Here is a 17,714-nt window from a genome sequence, read left to right as displayed (position 1 = left end):
CCTAGCGTTTATCATTGAACGATCTAATCCCATTGGGCACAGAAAAATACTTGTCTAAAAAGTGATCTCTTCTGTTTTAAAATAATAATTAAATTATAGGAATTCATTAGAGTTAAAAAAATAAAATGCACGAAATAAAGGATAGAAGAGCAGTAACTACACTTGCTTAATTCTATCCTTTATACAAGAGTTGTCCACAGTGAGAAATGGAAATATCATTAATTTCTTTTTCTGAGATGTTTTGAATGCTTAGGCAGATAAATCAAAATACTGTTATAGGTACATTTCACAAACTCCCACTGTCTGCTTGTTATTGAGTAATAACAGTTAAATTATTTACTTACCATATTACCAAAGTCTTATAATTTAAAATTTGACGATTCTTACTAGCTACTAGCTACATACAAGAGTTTTCTTTTGTTTTGCCAGCTCAGCGTTCTCCTTCAATTTCTCTGCAAAATTTTTATTTCACATGATAACGGCCTATTGGAATAATTAAAGGAGTATCTGATATGGGATCTGAAATAACCTTACATTCTAAATTAAAAACTGATTTTACAAGATCACTTGTTAGAACTTCTGTTGGTTTTCCTTCTGCAACGAGCTTCCCTTTTTTCACTGCGAAAATATGGTCTGCATAACGTGCTGACAGATTAATATCATGTAAAACCATCACAATCGTTGTCCCGTACGTACGATTTAAATTAGTAAGCAAATCTAATATTTCTACCTGATATGTAATATCTAAAAAGGTCGTTGGTTCATCTAAAAATAAAATATCGGTTTGCTGTGCAAGTGCCATGGCAATCCATACACGCTGTCTCTGACCACCTGAAAGCTCATCGATGTGATGATTTGCAAACTCTGTAATCTTCATAAACTCCATCGCTTCTTCTACAGCCTCATAATCTTTTTTTGACCAGCCACCGATTAATGATTGATGAGGAAACCTTCCCCTCCCCACTAAATCGGCAACCGTAATTCCATCAGGAACAACAGGAGATTGTGGAAGAAGCCCTAAAACCCGAGCCAATTTCTTTGGTGGGATTTTGTTAATAGCTTTTCCATTAAGCGTAATATCCCCTTCTGTCGGCTTAATGAGTTTAGCCATTGTTTTTAATAGTGTTGATTTTCCACAACCATTTGCACCAATAATTACGCTTATATTATTTTTTGGAATATGGAGATCGACCCCATGAATAATCGGTTTATGATCATACCCAGAAACAAGACCTTTGACTCGAAATTCATGTGTGTTGTTCATTATATTTCTCCTTTTTGGTTCATGCGGATAAGTAAATAAAGTAAATAGGGTGCTCCAAGTACTCCTGTAATAACGCCTACCGGGAATCGATATTCAAATGCAAACTGCCCGATTATATCTGCAAATAATACAAGAATAGCCCCAACTAAACCTGCCGGAAGAATATTGGATGTACTCACACCAACCAGTCGATTTGCAATAGGGCCTGCTAAAAATGAGACAAAAGCGATCGGCCCAGTTGTAGCTGTAGCAATTGCTAGTACACATACTGAACCTATTATAAGTATCATTCTCGCTTTATCGGTCGCAACTCCAAGCGATTTAGCCATTTGGTCCCCTAATTCTAGCATGTTTAGCTGCTTGCCAAGTACGAGTAGGATAGGTGTAAATACGAGTACAGCTAGAGTTAAAGGAAATACTTCACCCATGTTTGAGCCATTTAAACTACCTGATAACCATCGAAGTGCTCCTGCTATATCTTGCTGGGAACTTTTCAAAATCATATACGATATGACCGCATCTAACATCGCTTGCATTCCAATTCCAATTATAATTAAACGACCAATAGAAAAAGATCGGCCACGAGATAATAGATACATGACGATAACAGTTATTAATCCACCAATAACCGCAGCAACAGATACAATTGTATTACTAGTCTGTAGCACCGTTATACAAAATACTGCAGCCACACTAGATCCAGAGGTAATACCGAGAATATTAGGATTCGCTAATGGGTTCCGTAACATCGTTTGAAAAATATAACCAGCTACACCAAAAGCAAAACCAGCAAATACCCCCGCAATCATTCGAGGTAGGCGAATCGTATGAATTGCAAAATGAGCACCTTCTATTTCTTCACCTATTAATGAACGAAAAACCACATTCACTGGATAAATTGTGTTTCCTAACAGTAGCATCACACAACATAGTAATAAGGCTAAACCGAGTAATAATAGGGTAACAAAAAGCCAGCGTCTTTTTCTTTGACGCATTCCTTCTTTAATAACATTGACTGTATTATATTGAATGTTCATAATGACCTCACCTTCGATTTCTTAGCAAGTAAGATGAGGATTGGTGCACCAATGAACGCTGTAATAATCCCAACTTCAAGTTCTCCAGGACTTCCAATTAGTCTGCCAACCACATCAGAAATCGTTAATATAATGGCCCCTGCTAACGCCGACATTGGAATTAAGTAGCGTAAATCAGGTCCAATAACGAAACGCATCGCATGAGTTGCTAAAAGTCCAATAAAGCCAATTGGACCCGCCAAAGCAGTCGTGACTCCGCATAAAATGACACCTGCACAAATAGCAAGCATACGTAGTATGCCTGGTCGTACACCAAGACCCGTTCCCACATCATCCCCTAATGCTAAAGCATTAAGTGCTGGTGCAGATACAAACGCAATCATCACCCCAATTAGTAAAAAAGGAAGAAGAATCGTAATCGAATTCCATGATCCTGCCCCAACACTCCCTACTTGCCAGAATCGAAACTGATCCATTGCGTATGCATTTGGAATCATAATAGCGGTTACAAGTGAAGATAGTGCTGCACTCGTTGCAGCTCCAGCTAAAACTAGTTTTATTGGTGTTGCTCCCCTCGACCCATAGAACCAATACCAAATACGAAAACAGCGGTAACAGCTGCACCGATCATCGCTAACCAAATATACTGTAAAGCTGAAGTAATGTGAAAAAAGGCAATGCCAGCTACAACAAACAAAGCAGCTCCTGTATTCACCCCCAAGATGCTTGGGTCAGCTAATGGATTACGTGTGACAGATTGCATAAGTACACCTGCAACACCTAACGCAATACCACAGCACAAACTAAAAACTGTACGAGATATTCGTTTTTGTACGACGGTAGCACCGTAGGAATCTTGATTCTGATAAAATAACCCTTCAATCAATTCTTGAAAACTGACCACCCTAGCACCTAATACAAGCGAGGCAATGATTGTTAATAGTAGTAACATAAGTCCCACCATTAAAATCAAAGAAATACGCTTAGGAACGTTGAAATGAGTTTGCTTATTTTTCGAGACAGAGATAGGACTATTCAATTTGATCAATCGCCCCACCAATTAATTCTAAATACTCATCAATTGTATAAGCGATTGAAAGTGGGTTTGGCGTTCCTGCTGCTACTAATGGTGTTTCACTTGAAATAAAGGCCACAGAACCTCTTTCAACGGCTGGAATTTTCCCTAATAACGGATCGGCTTTTATCGTTTCGTAAAGATTATCATCACCGTAACCAACAAGTACATCTGCATCGAATAAAGCTTCAACATTTTCAGCACTTAAATTTAAAGAATAGCTCGTCGCGTCTGTAATGAGTGATTGAACACTTTCTGGATAGGTCATACCTAATTCTTCTAAAAATGCAACACGTGAATCAATGGGCGTATAAATATGTAATTGAGATAAATCGTCGGCTGAAAAGTTAACCCATACGACCTTTTTCCCTTCAATTTGTGGATAAGCACTCAATTTCTCTGTAATTAAGTCCTCTGTATCAACAATTAATTGCTTTCCCTCTTCTTCCATTCCCATACCTGTCGCATTAAATTCAATTTGCTCGCGCCATGTTGTTGTCCACGGTGCAGTCGGGTACGCAACAACCGGGGCAATTTGTGTTAATATTTCATAATCTTCTTCTGTAATACCTGAATATGCCGCAAGAATGACGTCTGGGTTCGCATCTGAAATGGCTTCAAAATCCAAACCATCCGTATCTTGAAAAACATTTGGGTCGTTTACTCCAAGTTCATCTAACTTCTCTTTTGTCCATGGCAATAATCCATTAACTTCTTGAACTCCAAAGTTTGCTGCAGAAAAACCTACAGGAACTTTACCAAGTGCCAAAACAATATCATGGTTTGCCCATTGAATCGTTACAATTCGCTCAGGTTTGCTTTCGATAACAGCCTCTCCTAAAGCATGTTCAATTGTAATTGGATACTCCGAACTAGTTTCCGTTAAATCGGACGACTTCGTTGGTTCATCTGTCTTCTCGGTTGAAGACTCGCTAGAGCACCCTACTAAAGCAAAAGTGATTATTATCGTAAACACGACGATAACTAAAGAAGTTTTTATATTTTTCATATGTAACCCTACCTATCTAAAATGGAATTAAATAATCAATTCGAATGGCGATTTATACTGATTTCCACCAAACGATAATGATTATCATTACTAATTACTTTAAGTTATTTTATTTAGGCTGTCAATGTTTATTTATTAGAATACTAGCATATTTATGTTTAACTTTTTGAGGAGAACAGAATCAACTACATTCGTTGTTGTTTAGTGCCTGCTTCATGAAAACAAAGCCGTCAAAAAAAAGAAGAGCAACACTAAGGAAGTGCTGCTCATTGAATACCCGTCTATTTATTTAATAAGTGTTCTTTTCAATATTACTTTGGAATTTTCTATAAAAGTCCATAAACATGTTTATGTTATAACCGAATACTACTGAGCTTATCATGATGATAAATAAAGAAATTTCGCCATGCCAGCCTAACAATAGGAAAGTAAATAGCACCAACAACGAATAGATAGCTATTTTAAACAACTGGTTCATCTTATGAACACTCCTAGAAAGAAATTATGTTCTTTTATTTTACCATATTTTATCTTGATACCATATAATAGTATCACTGTTTGTTACAATGTATAAGAATTACCGTAATTTAACACGATTGTTTCATCTCTGGTATAAAGAGACCTGTATGGAAATTTTCCGACAACATTCCCTTCATTACTTACTACCATTATGGTTGGTGTATATCCAATGAGTTCTTTGTTCAACAGATGATAATTAAGCTGTTCGATGAGAAATGATTATCTTGTACAGCTTTCTATTTACTATTCCGATTTCTAACCTTTTCAATTTTTAAACCTAGTAACAGTCTTCACGAATTCATCGAAAAAGCGTGTTAATGAACTGCTTTGACATAATATCTCCGCAATGCAAAATAGTAAATCGACCAAACCATTAAATAGATTACTAAATAAACGGAAGAAAACAGCACGATCTCACCAGTATTAGCTATGGAAAAGGCATAAAATCCAAATGGTAAACATAAAAGAAAAATCATAAATCTCCCCATTGTTCTTAATATGTTGATTCTTTTTTCATTCAGTTTATTTTTATAATAGCCAAATGTGAAAATTGTTCCTAAGAGCAGTTTGATTATAAAGGCAAGCTGAACGCCACCATCATAGTATCCTAGAAAAATCGGAAGTGCCATTGTAGCAAACGGTGTTACCGTACATATGGTAGCTATCGTAAAACCAAAGTCAGGCTGTTCAAATTGTACATTTTCCTTTTCTTTATAATCCTCAAGTATTTCTGCCCCAATTTTTTCAGGACGAACAAATGCTTGTAAAATAGCCTCTTCATCTTCCGTTGATTTTTCTTCTTTTAGTTCCAAAAAATGATCTCGGATCTCTGTAAGATGAAGATTCCGCTCATCTTCCGGTATCCCTTTTAATATAAATGATAATTGAGCAAGATACTCATCAAAAGTAGTTAGCTTCTTCACTTAATTGCTCCTTTCCACATTTCGCATACGTCGTATAAAATCAAATACTTGCTCAAATTCTTCCCAACGATTATTTAGCACTTCATTTCCTAATTCAGTAATGAAATAATACTTTCTATTCCTCCCCTCGTATTCTTCCTTGTATGAGTCAACCCAACCATTTGTCGTCATACGTTTAAGAATCGGGTAAATTGAACCATCGGCAATGGAAAAGGTGCTGCTTTCCTGAAGGTTTTTTGTTAACTCATAGCCATACATTGGCTTTCTCTTAATTAATAATAAGATCGCTAATTCAAACGTTCCTTTACGTAGTTGCGTATTCCATTTATCCATATTCGTTTTCATAATTCTATATTATGGGATTGATATATATGTGTCAATGATATATATACAGCAATCCCATTACGACAACAAAAAGGGCGATGAAAAATTATAACTTTTTCATCGCCCTTAACTATTATTCCGAACTTCCCTTAATGTACCCATATCCGAAATAAATACCAACAATGGAGATATCACAACTAATACAGAGTGTATCGATATTTTCGATAGCTATACACTCATAGTGCTAATTCATAAATTTTTCGGACATCACCGACATCTAGCTTCACAAAATTCCCAACAGACCAACGGTCCGTTGCTTTCTTCGCCATTTCAGCAAAATGAGTGTCATCAATATCTACTTCCTTTAAACGAATTGGCATTCCAATTGAGCTAAAGAACTGTTCTGTTTTTTCTATACCAGCTAAAGCAGTTTTTTCTAGGTCATTGAGGTCGATTTCCACATCCCAAACACGATTTGCAAATTGTGCAAAGCGTTTCACATTATGTTTATAAACATATTTCATCCATGCAGGAAACACAATGGCTAAACCGGCACCATGTGCAATATCATAAATACCACTGATTTCATGCTCGATTTCGTGACTTGCCCAATCACCAATTCGTCCTGTACCAAGTATATCATTATGTGCAATCGTTCCTGCCCACATAATTTCAGCACGAGCATCATAATTATTCGGATCATTCATGACCGTATGTGCATTGGCAATAATCGAACGTAATGTTCCTTCACATAAACGATCAGTTAAATCAACATTCGTCTCATTTGTAAAATATCTCTCTAAAATGTGAGCAATCATATCGGTCAATCCACATGCTGTTTGATAAGGTGGCAGTGTATATGTAAGCTCCGGATTTAAAATAGCAAATTGCGGTCTCATGTTTTGATGACCTGTTGATCGTTTATATAATCCTTCTTCATTCGTAATAACCGTACCACCACTTGTTTCACTTCCCGCTGCTGGTATCGTTAACACAACACCAATTGGCAAGCAACTGTCAACTGCAGCTTTTCCAATAAAGAAATCCCACACATCTCCATCATAGTAGGCTCCCGCAGCAATGGCTTTAGCCGAATCAATGACACTCCCTCCACCTACTGCAAGAATAAAGTCGATTCGCTCTTTTTTACAAATCGTTACTCCTTCTCTCACTAAATCAATACGAGGATTAGGCTTGACTCCACCTAATTCAAAAATTTCTAGCCCCTCTGCTTGTAATGATGCGATGACACGGTCATACAGGCCGCTCTTTTTAATGCTTCCACCACCATAATGAAGAAGAATCTTTTTCCCGTAAGTAGCTGTTTGTTTTCCAACTACTTGCTCTTGATCTTTACCAAATATAATGGCAGTTCCATTTTGAAATTCAAAATTTTGCATTCCTTCAACCCCTTTCGACCAACATCATACTCCGATTCTAGTAAATTAGGCAAACGTTTACACTCATAAAAAAGTTTTCTTGAGTAATACGACTACAATCAATTATTGTAAACTACAGGTGTCTTAAACAGCCAATTCGTCCATGTTTGATCAACTGTTACTAGATCTATCATAAAATGACTTACATTCATTCTGCTCGTTTTACCTGCATTAAATAGTGGGCTTCTTATCGGAGATTCGTAAACTTCGTATGAACTTTTTTCCTCATGGTTGACTAATGTGTCAGGCCTAACTATTACCCATTCAATCATTTCGTCTTTCGTACCAATTTCATTAATCAAATAATTCGCGGCTTTAATGTTATCTCGATGTGGAGGGAGGAAAATCTTTAATATGGAATGAATGATCGTTTCTCCAACGGAATGTGTTTCTCCAATTAAAGGATTCGTATAGCCTGTTGTACTCATAAGGATAAGCTTTACTTTTTTGTTTTCAATTGTCTCACTTATTCTTTTAATTGCCTGAAACACTAAATCACGCGGCTGCCCAAACATCCCTTTAAAGGTGGGATTGTGGCCAAGACACGAGATAACGACATCACAATCATTTGTAAGACGTTTCATCTCTAAATCATCAAGTTCATTAATATTTCCAGCCACTATTTCAACTAAAGGACTCTCTTTTATACTCTCATGTAGGACAGCACTTTTTCTTATGATAATTCGAGTATTGATTTGCCTTTTGATTAATTGTTTGACAACTAATTTTCCAGTAGCACCACTTGCTCCAAGAACTAATACTCTCATTTTCCATCTCCCATTATCATTTTCTTTCAATCATGATTTAAACCGCTAAAATATAATTACAGGTAAGTAAACTTGAAACAAGCATTCTGCGTAAGTAGTGGTATGTTCATTACGGAAGTAGCTCCGTTGGATGAATATAAATCGTTTAACTCAAACGTTTTGTTGTCTATTTTATTTTACAATTTCCTTTTCTCCTAATTTAGCAACATAGTCTATTACGAAATGTAAGATAATGAGGGGGAATATTGACCCTAAACTAAGATAAAGGATAGAAAAAATCATTCCGATAATGGTTGTTCTTAATACTCCCATTACTCCTTGATAAGTGTGTGCTAGACCAAACAGTAATGAAGCTAGAGAAATTATGACCCAAATCGAAAAATCTTGAAATATGAACGCAAAAGCAAAAATTAAAAATCCTCTATATATAATTTCCTCTGTTACACCCGCTGTTAACGAGACGTAAGTCCACAATTTCCTCTCTTTTTTAGTTATAGGCAAAATTTCTGTAAACTCCACTTTATCCCATTCTTTTTCTTTCGCCTTTGTTAATTTATATCTTATATTATCACTATAATGATAACCTATAAGAAAATATAAAATATTGATTACATAATAAACTCGCTATACCAAACACAAAATAGGTAACAATTGGACCGAATGGTTCAGTATTAATAGTTGTCCATGATAACCTATATCAACTAAAGTTAGGTCTGAAAAAATTACTAATAGTAGTATAAATATCGTAGGAACCCATAGCCCTATTATTGAATTAATATAGTATTTGGTTTTTAGCTTTTTTCGTTTGTTTTTACGTTCAATTTTTAATTTTTGAAAATCAAAATAACCGACAATTGGTTCATATAATAATGCAAAGAGGATTACTAACCAAAATGCATATTCCACATCTTCACTCCATTCTATTAAGTTGTTAATTGTACCATTATTCAATTAATGATCCTTACTCTCCTTGGATGATAGCTTGGTTGCATGCTTTCACAATTCTTACTTCTTTCGATACAAATACATCGTTAACGGAGAAAAAATCACAACTAATCCTAAACAAAATAACAGAACAACCCCAATTTCTCCGAAGGTCACCGTCCCATCCATCAGTCCGCGAATCGCAGTTACTAGCAGCGTAATTGGATTCACATCAACAAAAGCTTGTAGCCAACCTGGCATCGTTTCAGGATCTACAAAAACATTACTAGCAAATGTCAGTGGAAATAGTACAGACATACTGACACCCATAACGGCATTCGTTGTTCTCATAACAAGACCGAGTGCTGTAAAGATCCACGATAGACTAAACGCAAAAATAAGTAGAAGAAGAATACCTAACAGAATACCTAACAGTCCACCATCCGGACGGAATCCTAAAATTAGACCTAAAACAATAACGATGGCCGATGCAATCGAATATCGAACAGTATCAGCTAAGAGGGCTCCGACAAGTGGTGATGGCCCCCATATTGGCAACGAACGAAAACGGTCAAAGATCCCTTTTGAAATATCAGTGTTTAAAGCCGTTCCAGTATAAACGGACGTGAAAACAACTGTCTGTACTAATATGCCTGGTAATAAAAATTGTAAGTATTCACTTGTTGAACCGGCAATTGCTCCACCAAATAAATATGTAAACATTAACGTAAACATAATTGGAAACATAGTCACATCAAATAACTGTTCTGGTACGTACTTAATTTTTAAAATGGCCCGCCAAGTAAAAACAAACGTTGAGGTCCAGCCTCGTGCTTTTTTTGGTCGTTGTCCATTGGCAATCGCTGTTTTTAAACTATCATTTACATTCGAATTCATGACTGGACCTCCTCTTTTTCTTCATCCTCTGCCGGGAGTCCGGTTAACGTTAAAAATACTTCATCTAAACTTGGCTGTCCTAGCGAAAAGTCTGTTACAGTAATTCCTGCTTTCGCAAGTTCAACCAAAGCTTGTGCAGCTCTTTCACTTTCTTGAATACGAGCTGAAAGACTAGTTGGATCAGAAGATAATTGCACCTCCGCTTGTAAATGTCCTTGTAAAATTTGCTTAGCCTCTTGACGTTTGCTAGCTTCTAGCAACCTGACATGCAGCATACCCGAACCAATCGAAGCTTTCAGTTCCCCACTCGTCCCTTCGGCAATCACTTTTCCACGATCAATCACAGCAATCCTGTCTGCTAGCTGATCAGCTTCATCTAAATATTGTGTCGTCAATAACACCGTCGTACCTGTACTTACTAGCACTCGTACAATGTCCCATACTTGATTTCGGCTGCGTGGGTCTAATCCGGTTGTCGGTTCATCAAGGAATAGTAAATCGGGTGTCACAACAATACTAGCTGCAATATCAATTCTTCTTCTCATTCCACCAGAATATTTTTTTACTTGACGCTTCCCTGCATCTTCAAGGCCAAAAGCACGCAACAATTCATTTGCTCGTTCCTTCGCTGCTTTTCGCGAAAAACCCATTAGGCGTGCAATCATACGTAAGTTATCATAGCCCGTTAAATCTTCATCAATCGATGCAAACTGCCCTGTAAGACTTACACGGCTGCGGACTTCTTTGGCTTCTGATTGTAAATCATGTCCAAGAACTTTCGCAGAACCGCCATCGGGCTTCAATAACGTTGCAAGCATCCGAATTGTTGTCGTCTTACCAGCACCATTAGGCCCTAAAATACTGTAAACTGTACCAGCCTTTACTTTAAGATCAACTCCATTGACAGCTCGGTTTTCTCCAAACACCTTTATTAACCCTTTAGCCTCAATTGCATACTCTAAATGCTCCACTATCATCCGTCCTTTCTACTTTTACAATATGTATTCACTATTCGATAACGACCGAAACCATATCACCATCTTCTGACTGCACATCGACAATTTGTCCCTCTAATTCATTTTCAATTGCATCGATGATGAGACTAATATCAATATCCTTCACATATTTTTCTGATTGTGGAATTTTTGAGGCAATGCTGTGGCCAGCAACGAGAATAACTTTAACAAGCTTAATCGGCAAATTCACGTTAACATTTTCATTTTCCGCAGAAGTGATGCGGATTTTTAAAGTCTTGTTTAAATAATTTGACTTTCTCGTCGTTTCTTCGTTTGTTTCCTTGTCTTCTCCTTTTAACAACCCTATTAATTCCGCACCCTCTTCAGCATCGATTTTCCCCGATTGCACCATATTCAGTACTTTTGCGATTTCATCCTTCATTAATCTCATCTCCTATTCTTCTTTTAAAAGTTTAATGGCATCCTCAGATGAAATTTCTCCATTTTCTAACATTTGAATGACCTTACTTTTATCCGTTGCTGCCGGTTTCTTCTCTGACTCGTAGCCAAGAGCAGAAATGATGTCAGTCAGTTTGCCACGTACAGTTGGGTAAGAAATACCTAACTCTTTTTCAACCTCTTTAATATTTCCACGACACGTAATAAACACTTCGGCAAAATGAAGCTGCTCCTTTGACAACGCCGCAAATTTTGACAACTCAAACTGGTTCTCGATCGTTGTATGGCAGTTCGTACAATGTAATTTCGTTACCTTCATCGTTTGACTGCAAACTGGACATGCTGTAATGATTGGATGTGCCAACTTCGATCATCCCCTTTCTACAATTCCAGTTTAATCCACTTATATAAAAAAGTAAATAAGAATTTTTAAAATTTTTATCAATAAAAATTAAATTTCTTAAATAATATAATTAATATTATTAAACACCATATAAAAAAGGTGCTCCCTCTGAAGAGAGCACCTTAAATATTATACTGTAAGTTCTTTCTTTTTCTTTACACTTCTATATTTACCGAATGAAAACAACCGATAAACAGCCGGAATTAACACAAGAGTTATTAAAGTTGCAAATAACAAACCTGATATAATCACGATTGCCATCGGAGCTTGATATTGCCCAGCATCTCCAGACGATAATGCCAGTGGGAGCATTCCCCCTGATGTTGTCAATGTCGTCATAAAAATTGGTCGAATTCGGTTTTTCCCTGCTTCTACGATTGCCGTTTCTACAGACATTCCATCGAGACGGAGTTTATTCGTCCGATCAATTAATAGAATCGCATTGTTCAAGACAATACCAATAAGCATGATAACCCCTACACCAGACAAGATGTTTAGCTCCTGTTGTGTCAATAGCAAACCTAGGATTGCACCAACAATCGTCATCGGAATAACAGACATAACGATTAATGGATGAATGAAACTATTAAACTGTACCGCCATAACAACATAAACTAAAAAGATCGCCATTCCTAATACTAGTAACATTTCCTCCATTAATTCCTGCTGCTCTTCTAAATCGCCTGCCAATGATAGCTGATATCCGCTTGGAAGAGAAAATTCGTTAACGACTTGCTGGACATCTCGGTTTACCGAACCTAAATCTCTACCTTCCATATTTGCAGTGATTGATATGAAACGTTCTCCATCAATTCGTCTTATTTCATTCAGAGACTGTTTGCTGACAAATTGTATGAAATCGCCTAATTTTTTTTCCCCTTCGAGTGTCGGTATCGTTAAGTCGAGTAACTGGTGCTTTTGATCAACAGGCTCCTCCCATTGCGCTACAATTTCAACCGTTTCGCTTTCATGATTCATTTCACTAATCGGCATCTCTAAAAACGACTCTTGGATCATTTGTTGAATGGTAGCTGACGAAATTCCTGCTTCTTCTATTTCGGCATTATTCAAAACAATGACTTCTTCAAGCGAGCTTCGTTCAGCAGAATGGGTCACACCAACAATTCCATCAACCTTCTCAAGCTCTGCAGCAAACTGATCACTTAATGTGACAAGTTCATCTACATCCTCTCCAGTTAAGTTAACATGTACAGGTGTACCGCCACCTCCCCCTAACATATCTAGAGAATTTCGAATCGGTTGCTCTTCTTGTAGATCTCTTAAGACACTTGAGATTTCTTCATTAATATCAGCTTGCTCTCTTGTAATATCATCATCTTTCGTCATGTTGATCATTAAATAAATAATAGTCCCATTATCCATAATATAATTCGATTCAACATCAGTAATCGCACTCATAGACTGATGAATCTCAGTAAACAATTCTTCTTTTTCCTGTACCGTAAGTCCAGGTTCTATCTCAACCCCCATTTCCGTATATCGATTAAACACATCAGGCATAATTGCCATCGGAATTTTTGTGACAAAAAAGAAGGAACCAACAAACATAGCACAAAATCCTAATATGACTAATAAGCTATTAATCTTTCTTTTCACGACAAAGGAGACAATAGATGAATAGACTTTTAATCCTTTTCCTTCTGACTGCAACTTTTTCTTTTTAGATAGTTTTAAAAATGTTTCAGCAATTGACGGAATCACGGTAAACGAAACGACCACCGAGCTAATCAGTGCAATCGCAACAACCACTGATAAAAAGATCATAAATTGGCCAATCTCTCCTCCAATTAAGCCAATTGGAATAAAGACGACGATTGTCGTAAGCACCGAAGCAATAACAGCGGTCGCCACTTCTTTCGTCCCTTGCAGAACTGCTTGTAAACGTCCTAGACCTTGCTCCATTTTGCGATAAATCGATTCAAGTATAACAATCGAAGCATCCACCATCATCCCAATTCCTAAACCGAGTCCTATTAAGGTTAGAATATTAAAGCTATAGCCAAACACCCACATTGAGAGAAACGTTAATAGTGCTGATGTTGGAATTGAAACAGCTATAATTAAGGTTGCACGTACATTGCGTAAAAATAATAGTAAAATCACAATCGCAATAGCAGCACCAATAATAATATTTGTTGAAACTTCATCTAAGGAAGATTGCACATAATCCGCCTGAGCAACAAGTTCATTTATCTCAAATCCTTGAACAAGTCCCTCGTCTTGAATGCTTTGTAATTCATCACGAATCGCACTTGCCATATCAATTTGTGAGACACTATCGACACGACCAATTTGAATAAAAATAAAGTCAGTCGTCCCATTTTTCCAAACATTCGTACTAGTCTTTTTTCTTTCTAATGAAACGGATGCTAGATCCTCTAATGAGAGCTCGTCATCTTCTGAAGGTATAGGTAATTCTCGAAGTTCCTCAATATTTTGAAACGTCTGATCCCAACGTACTGTCGGTGCATCTGTTTCACCTGTTAATACACCTAATGTCGCTTCACTGTTTTCTTGTTGAATCAATCCAATTAGCGTATGTAGTGGAATATTATTTTTCTCTAACTGTTCGCGCTTAAATTCGATCACGACTTCATATTCCTCTAAGCCCATTAACGCGACATCTCTCACTTCACGTAGCTGCTCTAAACGAGGTTTCAGAACATCGGTCGCGAACTCAGACATTATGGCCATTTCACCTTCAGAAAGATCCATAAAAAATTCATAATCTTGATTCGTACCATATTGACCTATTTCAATATGTTGAATAGAACGGGTATCTGCCGTGACTGCGTGTATGGCAGCTTGAATGTCCTGATAAAGCGTATCCTTGCTATCACGCTCAAAAATGATATCTATTGAGCCTCGACCTATCGAGGAAGACGATACGACTGTCTCTACTCCTTCAATTGCCATAACCTCTCGTTCAATTGGTTCAATAATTTGCCTTTCTACTTCAGTAGCTGCTAGTTCCCCAGCATTCACATCAACAAAGGCCCCACCAAGTGTGATTGCTGGAAATAGCTCCTTGTCGAGCTTTACCATTGAATAACATCCCGCCATGATGATAAATAAAACAGCAAGCCCAATTAATATTTTTCTTTGGATTAAATAGCGATATGCTCCCATATACCAGTCTCCTATCCGCATTTTCTAAAATGATACTTACTTATGTATCTTACGAAATTTCTATACGTTTAAACAGTAAAATTTTACAATATTATAGATAACTTAATAAAAGAAAAAGGGAGAAGCTGTAAAAACACGAAAACCACTCACGATTATGGCATGAGTGATTTATTTTCATCGTCTACATATTTTGCTTGTCCAGCACCTACACCAGCAATCATCATTACAATACTTAGTCCTACTAATACTATGAGAGAAAAGCTCCATGATGCATACCAATCATAGAGAAATCCAATCATAAACGGTCCACAAGCGGCTAATAAATAACCGACTGATTGGGCCATCCCTGATAGATTGGCAGCTTGCTCTGCATTTCTCGTTCGTAAGCTAATGAACGTCAATGCCAAACTAATGCTAGCACCAAAAGCAGTTCCCATCATCACAACGCTTAATCCAACTAGTAAAATTGATTGCACGTCTAGTAGCAGCAAACCGATCCCAATAACAGAAAGGAATCCTATTGCTTTCACAATCTTTTTTTGATCAGATAGTCGATCTGCAAGAACTGGTGCTATAAACGTCGCAGGTAAACCAATGAATTGCATAAATCCAACTAACCAACCAGCTGTAGCTAAATCCATTCCCCTACTAGCTAAAATTTCGGGTAACCATGAAATCATACAATAAAATAAAAATGACTGTATTCCCATAAACAGTGTCACTTGCCAAGCAAGCTTTGATTTCCATAGGCTCGACTTAGTCGGTAATGACCTTACTTTTTTGGCAACGCTAGTATCTTTCTTTAATTGGGGGAGCCAAGCTACAATAGCAAGCATTACTAAAAAAACCCAGAAACGTAATGCATTTTCCCACCCTAATTGCATTTGCTGTGAGATTGGAATACTAAGACCCGAACCAAGGCTTGCTGCCAGCCCCATTGATAACGTATAAACTCCCGTCATTAAACCAATTTTCGCTGGAAACTTGCCTTTAATAATCCCAGGAAGTAGTACATTAACGATTGCAATGCCTACACCAATTAAAATGGTCCCTAAAAATAATAACGTAACAGACTCAAACGGTCTTACGACAATTCCTATACCTAGTAAAAATAAGCCTAAGATAATTGCTGCTTCATTCCCAAATTTCCGTCCGATTCTCGGAGCAAATAGCGATAAAATAGCAAAGGCTAGTAATGGAACAGTCGTTAATAGACCAGCTACTCCATTAGATATCCCTAAATCGTTACGAATATCTTGGATAAGTGGACCAACAGATGTAATGGCAGGTCGCAGGTTTAACGCGACAAACACTAAACCAATAACAAAAATCGATTTCTTTAAAAGCTTCTTATTGTTCCTCATGCTGTCCCCTCCAATAAACGATAACCATCCTTGTCTACACTAACGTTTCTTCTAGGAATCAGCAAGTATCAATCATATTCTTTCTTTTCAAAAGAAAATAAATCCTATAAACTTAAAAATAGTAACCTATTCGAATGGAGTGAATTTCTTGATAGTTAAACAACGATCAAAACCCTTACCTTTAATCAGACTACAACATTTTAAAGCGAGAACAACCTTAACAGAGAAGGATGAACTTCAGTATTCAAATTTAGAAAAAGGCTATAATGGCGAACAAACATTTGATGAATGGCTGAAAGCTTTAACAGCTGATTCACTCGTGTTACAAGATTTATTATTTGAATTCAACCAAACTCACTTTCAAATTGACACTCTCCTCATTTTATCCGATTGCCTCTTGATGTTCGAAGTGAAACATTTTTCAGGTGACTTTTATTTAAAAGAAAACCGCTGGTATACTTCCATCCATACAGAAATGAAAAATCCCCTTTTGCAATTGCAACGAAACGAATCACTCTTACGACAGCTACTTCAACATCTTCGTGTTCAAAAGCCTATTAAAGGCTACCTAATCTTCCCAAACACCGAATTCCAATTGTATAATGTCCCAATGAATCTACCAATCATATTTTCAACTCAACGCAAGCGTTTTGTTAGTCAATTAAATTCTAACCAACTCAATCTAAAAACAGACGAACGGAAATTAGCAAATATCTTTTTGGCACACCACATCCCCGAATCTCCGTTCACGCACAAACCATCTTATCCTTACGAGAAATTAAAAAAAGGAGTCGTTTGCCCCCGATGCTCTTCTTTTATGAAAACATTATCAACTCAAAAAGTAATATGTCAGTGTGGTTATACAGAGACTAATCAATTAGCTATTTCCCGCAGCATCGATGAGTATCGTTTGTTGTTTCCTGAAAGACCTGTCACAACAAATTCCATATGGGAATGGTGTAAAATTCATCAATCAAAAAGAATCATTCAAGACCATCTAGCCAAAAATTACGAGCTAATCGGACATTCCAACTCTAGTCACTATGTAAAACGATAGATAGAAAACTATTCACCGCTTTAGGAACTTTTTGATGCAGATTTGAACTGTTTTCTCCCGCAAACCTGCACCTATTCCTCTTTTGATGCAGGTTTGTGCTGCTTTCTCACGTAAACCTGCACCTATTCCTCTTTTGGTGCAGGTTTG

The 17,714-nt window shown here is 37.0% G+C and carries 15 protein-coding genes and 1 pseudogene; 1 reads left to right on the top strand and 15 read right to left on the bottom strand.

What is annotated here, in order from left to right; all coding sequences use genetic code 11:
* Positions 1-463: 463 nt before the first annotated feature.
* The 15 genes and pseudogenes from JCM19034_RS17500 to JCM19034_RS17425 form a co-directional block, all read right to left on the bottom strand.
* A complete protein-coding gene (locus JCM19034_RS17500) occupies positions 464-1,264 on the bottom strand; it encodes an ABC transporter ATP-binding protein (RefSeq protein ID WP_062051803.1) in 801 nt (266 codons plus the stop codon).
* The gene (locus tag JCM19034_RS17495; protein WP_062051802.1) at positions 1,264-2,301 is read right to left on the bottom strand and encodes an iron chelate uptake ABC transporter family permease subunit; all 1,038 of its coding nucleotides are present in this window, start codon (positions 2,299-2,301) and stop codon (positions 1,264-1,266) included. The genes JCM19034_RS17500 and JCM19034_RS17495 overlap by 1 nt, the downstream gene beginning before the upstream one ends.
* A pseudogene (locus JCM19034_RS17490) lies at positions 2,298-3,265 on the bottom strand (FecCD family ABC transporter permease). Before JCM19034_RS17490 ends, JCM19034_RS17495 begins: the two are co-directional and overlap by 4 nt.
* Positions 3,266-3,332: 67 nt before the next feature.
* Positions 3,333-4,385: an iron-siderophore ABC transporter substrate-binding protein gene (locus JCM19034_RS17485; protein ID WP_062051800.1), complete on the bottom strand. Its 1,053-nt coding sequence runs from the start codon at positions 4,383-4,385 to the stop codon at positions 3,333-3,335.
* A gap of 833 nt (positions 4,386-5,218) precedes the next feature.
* Complete coding sequence (locus JCM19034_RS17475) at positions 5,219-5,827, bottom strand: hypothetical protein (protein ID WP_062051796.1); 609 nt, start codon at positions 5,825-5,827, stop codon at positions 5,219-5,221.
* Positions 5,828-6,172: a PadR family transcriptional regulator gene (locus tag JCM19034_RS17470; RefSeq protein WP_062051794.1), complete on the bottom strand. Its 345-nt coding sequence runs from the start codon at positions 6,170-6,172 to the stop codon at positions 5,828-5,830. It lies immediately after the preceding gene.
* A gap of 215 nt (positions 6,173-6,387) precedes the next feature.
* Entirely contained in the window at positions 6,388-7,551 is a 1,164-nt protein-coding gene (locus tag JCM19034_RS17465; RefSeq protein ID WP_062051792.1) for an iron-containing alcohol dehydrogenase, read from the bottom strand.
* Positions 7,552-7,649: 98 nt separating this feature from the next.
* Positions 7,650-8,357: an NAD(P)-dependent oxidoreductase gene (locus JCM19034_RS17460; RefSeq protein WP_062051790.1), complete on the bottom strand. Its 708-nt coding sequence runs from the start codon at positions 8,355-8,357 to the stop codon at positions 7,650-7,652.
* 171 nt (positions 8,358-8,528) lie between these two features.
* A complete protein-coding gene (locus JCM19034_RS23555; RefSeq protein WP_231687023.1) occupies positions 8,529-8,876 on the bottom strand; it encodes a CPBP family intramembrane glutamic endopeptidase in 348 nt (115 codons plus the stop codon).
* Between the two features lie 486 nt (positions 8,877-9,362).
* The gene (locus JCM19034_RS17450) at positions 9,363-10,178 is read right to left on the bottom strand and encodes an ABC transporter permease (protein WP_062051788.1); all 816 of its coding nucleotides are present in this window, start codon (positions 10,176-10,178) and stop codon (positions 9,363-9,365) included.
* Positions 10,175-11,155 carry an ATP-binding cassette domain-containing protein gene (locus JCM19034_RS17445; RefSeq protein ID WP_062051786.1) on the bottom strand — a complete coding sequence of 327 codons (981 nt, stop codon included), beginning with the start codon at positions 11,153-11,155 and terminating at the stop codon, positions 10,175-10,177. The genes JCM19034_RS17450 and JCM19034_RS17445 overlap by 4 nt, the downstream gene beginning before the upstream one ends.
* A gap of 31 nt (positions 11,156-11,186) precedes the next feature.
* Positions 11,187-11,576 (bottom strand): hypothetical protein, encoded by a 390-nt coding sequence (locus JCM19034_RS17440; protein WP_062051785.1) that lies wholly within the window; start codon positions 11,574-11,576, stop codon positions 11,187-11,189.
* Positions 11,577-11,588: 12 nt separating this feature from the next.
* Positions 11,589-11,957 (bottom strand): DUF2089 domain-containing protein, encoded by a 369-nt coding sequence (locus tag JCM19034_RS17435; protein ID WP_062051782.1) that lies wholly within the window; start codon positions 11,955-11,957, stop codon positions 11,589-11,591.
* 168 nt (positions 11,958-12,125) lie between these two features.
* Positions 12,126-15,146: an efflux RND transporter permease subunit gene (locus JCM19034_RS17430; protein WP_062051780.1), complete on the bottom strand. Its 3,021-nt coding sequence runs from the start codon at positions 15,144-15,146 to the stop codon at positions 12,126-12,128.
* Between the two features lie 152 nt (positions 15,147-15,298).
* The gene (locus JCM19034_RS17425) at positions 15,299-16,510 is read right to left on the bottom strand and encodes an MFS transporter (protein WP_062051778.1); all 1,212 of its coding nucleotides are present in this window, start codon (positions 16,508-16,510) and stop codon (positions 15,299-15,301) included.
* 148 nt (positions 16,511-16,658) lie between these two features.
* Between JCM19034_RS17425 and JCM19034_RS17420 the strand changes: the two genes are divergently transcribed.
* Positions 16,659-17,567, top strand: coding sequence for a nuclease-related domain-containing protein (locus JCM19034_RS17420; RefSeq protein WP_062051776.1), 909 nt, complete (start codon positions 16,659-16,661; stop codon positions 17,565-17,567).
* The last annotated feature ends 147 nt before the right edge of the window (positions 17,568-17,714 follow it).

The organism is Bacillus sp. JCM 19034 (genome assembly GCF_001310635.1).
Taxonomy (GTDB): domain Bacteria; phylum Bacillota; class Bacilli; order Bacillales; family Bacillaceae_D; genus Halalkalibacter.
The sequence above is the reverse complement of the archived record's forward strand: the minus strand, read 5'-3'. Positions and strand labels throughout refer to the sequence as shown.

What these genes read in the sequence shown, in the direction of transcription:
- JCM19034_RS17500 (WP_062051803.1), bottom strand. Translation starts at nt 1,264, where the DNA reads ATGAACAACACACATGAATTTCGAGTCAAAGGTCTTGTTTCTGGGTAT.
- JCM19034_RS17495 (WP_062051802.1), bottom strand. Translation starts at nt 2,301, where the DNA reads ATGAACATTCAATATAATACAGTCAATGTTATTAAAGAAGGAATGCGT.
- JCM19034_RS17485 (WP_062051800.1), bottom strand. Translation starts at nt 4,385, where the DNA reads ATGAAAAATATAAAAACTTCTTTAGTTATCGTCGTGTTTACGATAATA.
- JCM19034_RS17470 (WP_062051794.1), bottom strand. Translation starts at nt 6,172, where the DNA reads ATGAAAACGAATATGGATAAATGGAATACGCAACTACGTAAAGGAACG.
- JCM19034_RS17465 (WP_062051792.1), bottom strand. Translation starts at nt 7,551, where the DNA reads ATGCAAAATTTTGAATTTCAAAATGGAACTGCCATTATATTTGGTAAA.
- JCM19034_RS17460 (WP_062051790.1), bottom strand. Translation starts at nt 8,357, where the DNA reads ATGAGAGTATTAGTTCTTGGAGCAAGTGGTGCTACTGGAAAATTAGTT.
- JCM19034_RS17450 (WP_062051788.1), bottom strand. Translation starts at nt 10,178, where the DNA reads ATGAATTCGAATGTAAATGATAGTTTAAAAACAGCGATTGCCAATGGA.
- JCM19034_RS17445 (WP_062051786.1), bottom strand. Translation starts at nt 11,155, where the DNA reads ATGATAGTGGAGCATTTAGAGTATGCAATTGAGGCTAAAGGGTTAATA.
- JCM19034_RS17440 (WP_062051785.1), bottom strand. Translation starts at nt 11,576, where the DNA reads ATGAAGGATGAAATCGCAAAAGTACTGAATATGGTGCAATCGGGGAAA.
- JCM19034_RS17430 (WP_062051780.1), bottom strand. Translation starts at nt 15,146, where the DNA reads ATGGGAGCATATCGCTATTTAATCCAAAGAAAAATATTAATTGGGCTT.
- JCM19034_RS17425 (WP_062051778.1), bottom strand. Translation starts at nt 16,510, where the DNA reads ATGAGGAACAATAAGAAGCTTTTAAAGAAATCGATTTTTGTTATTGGT.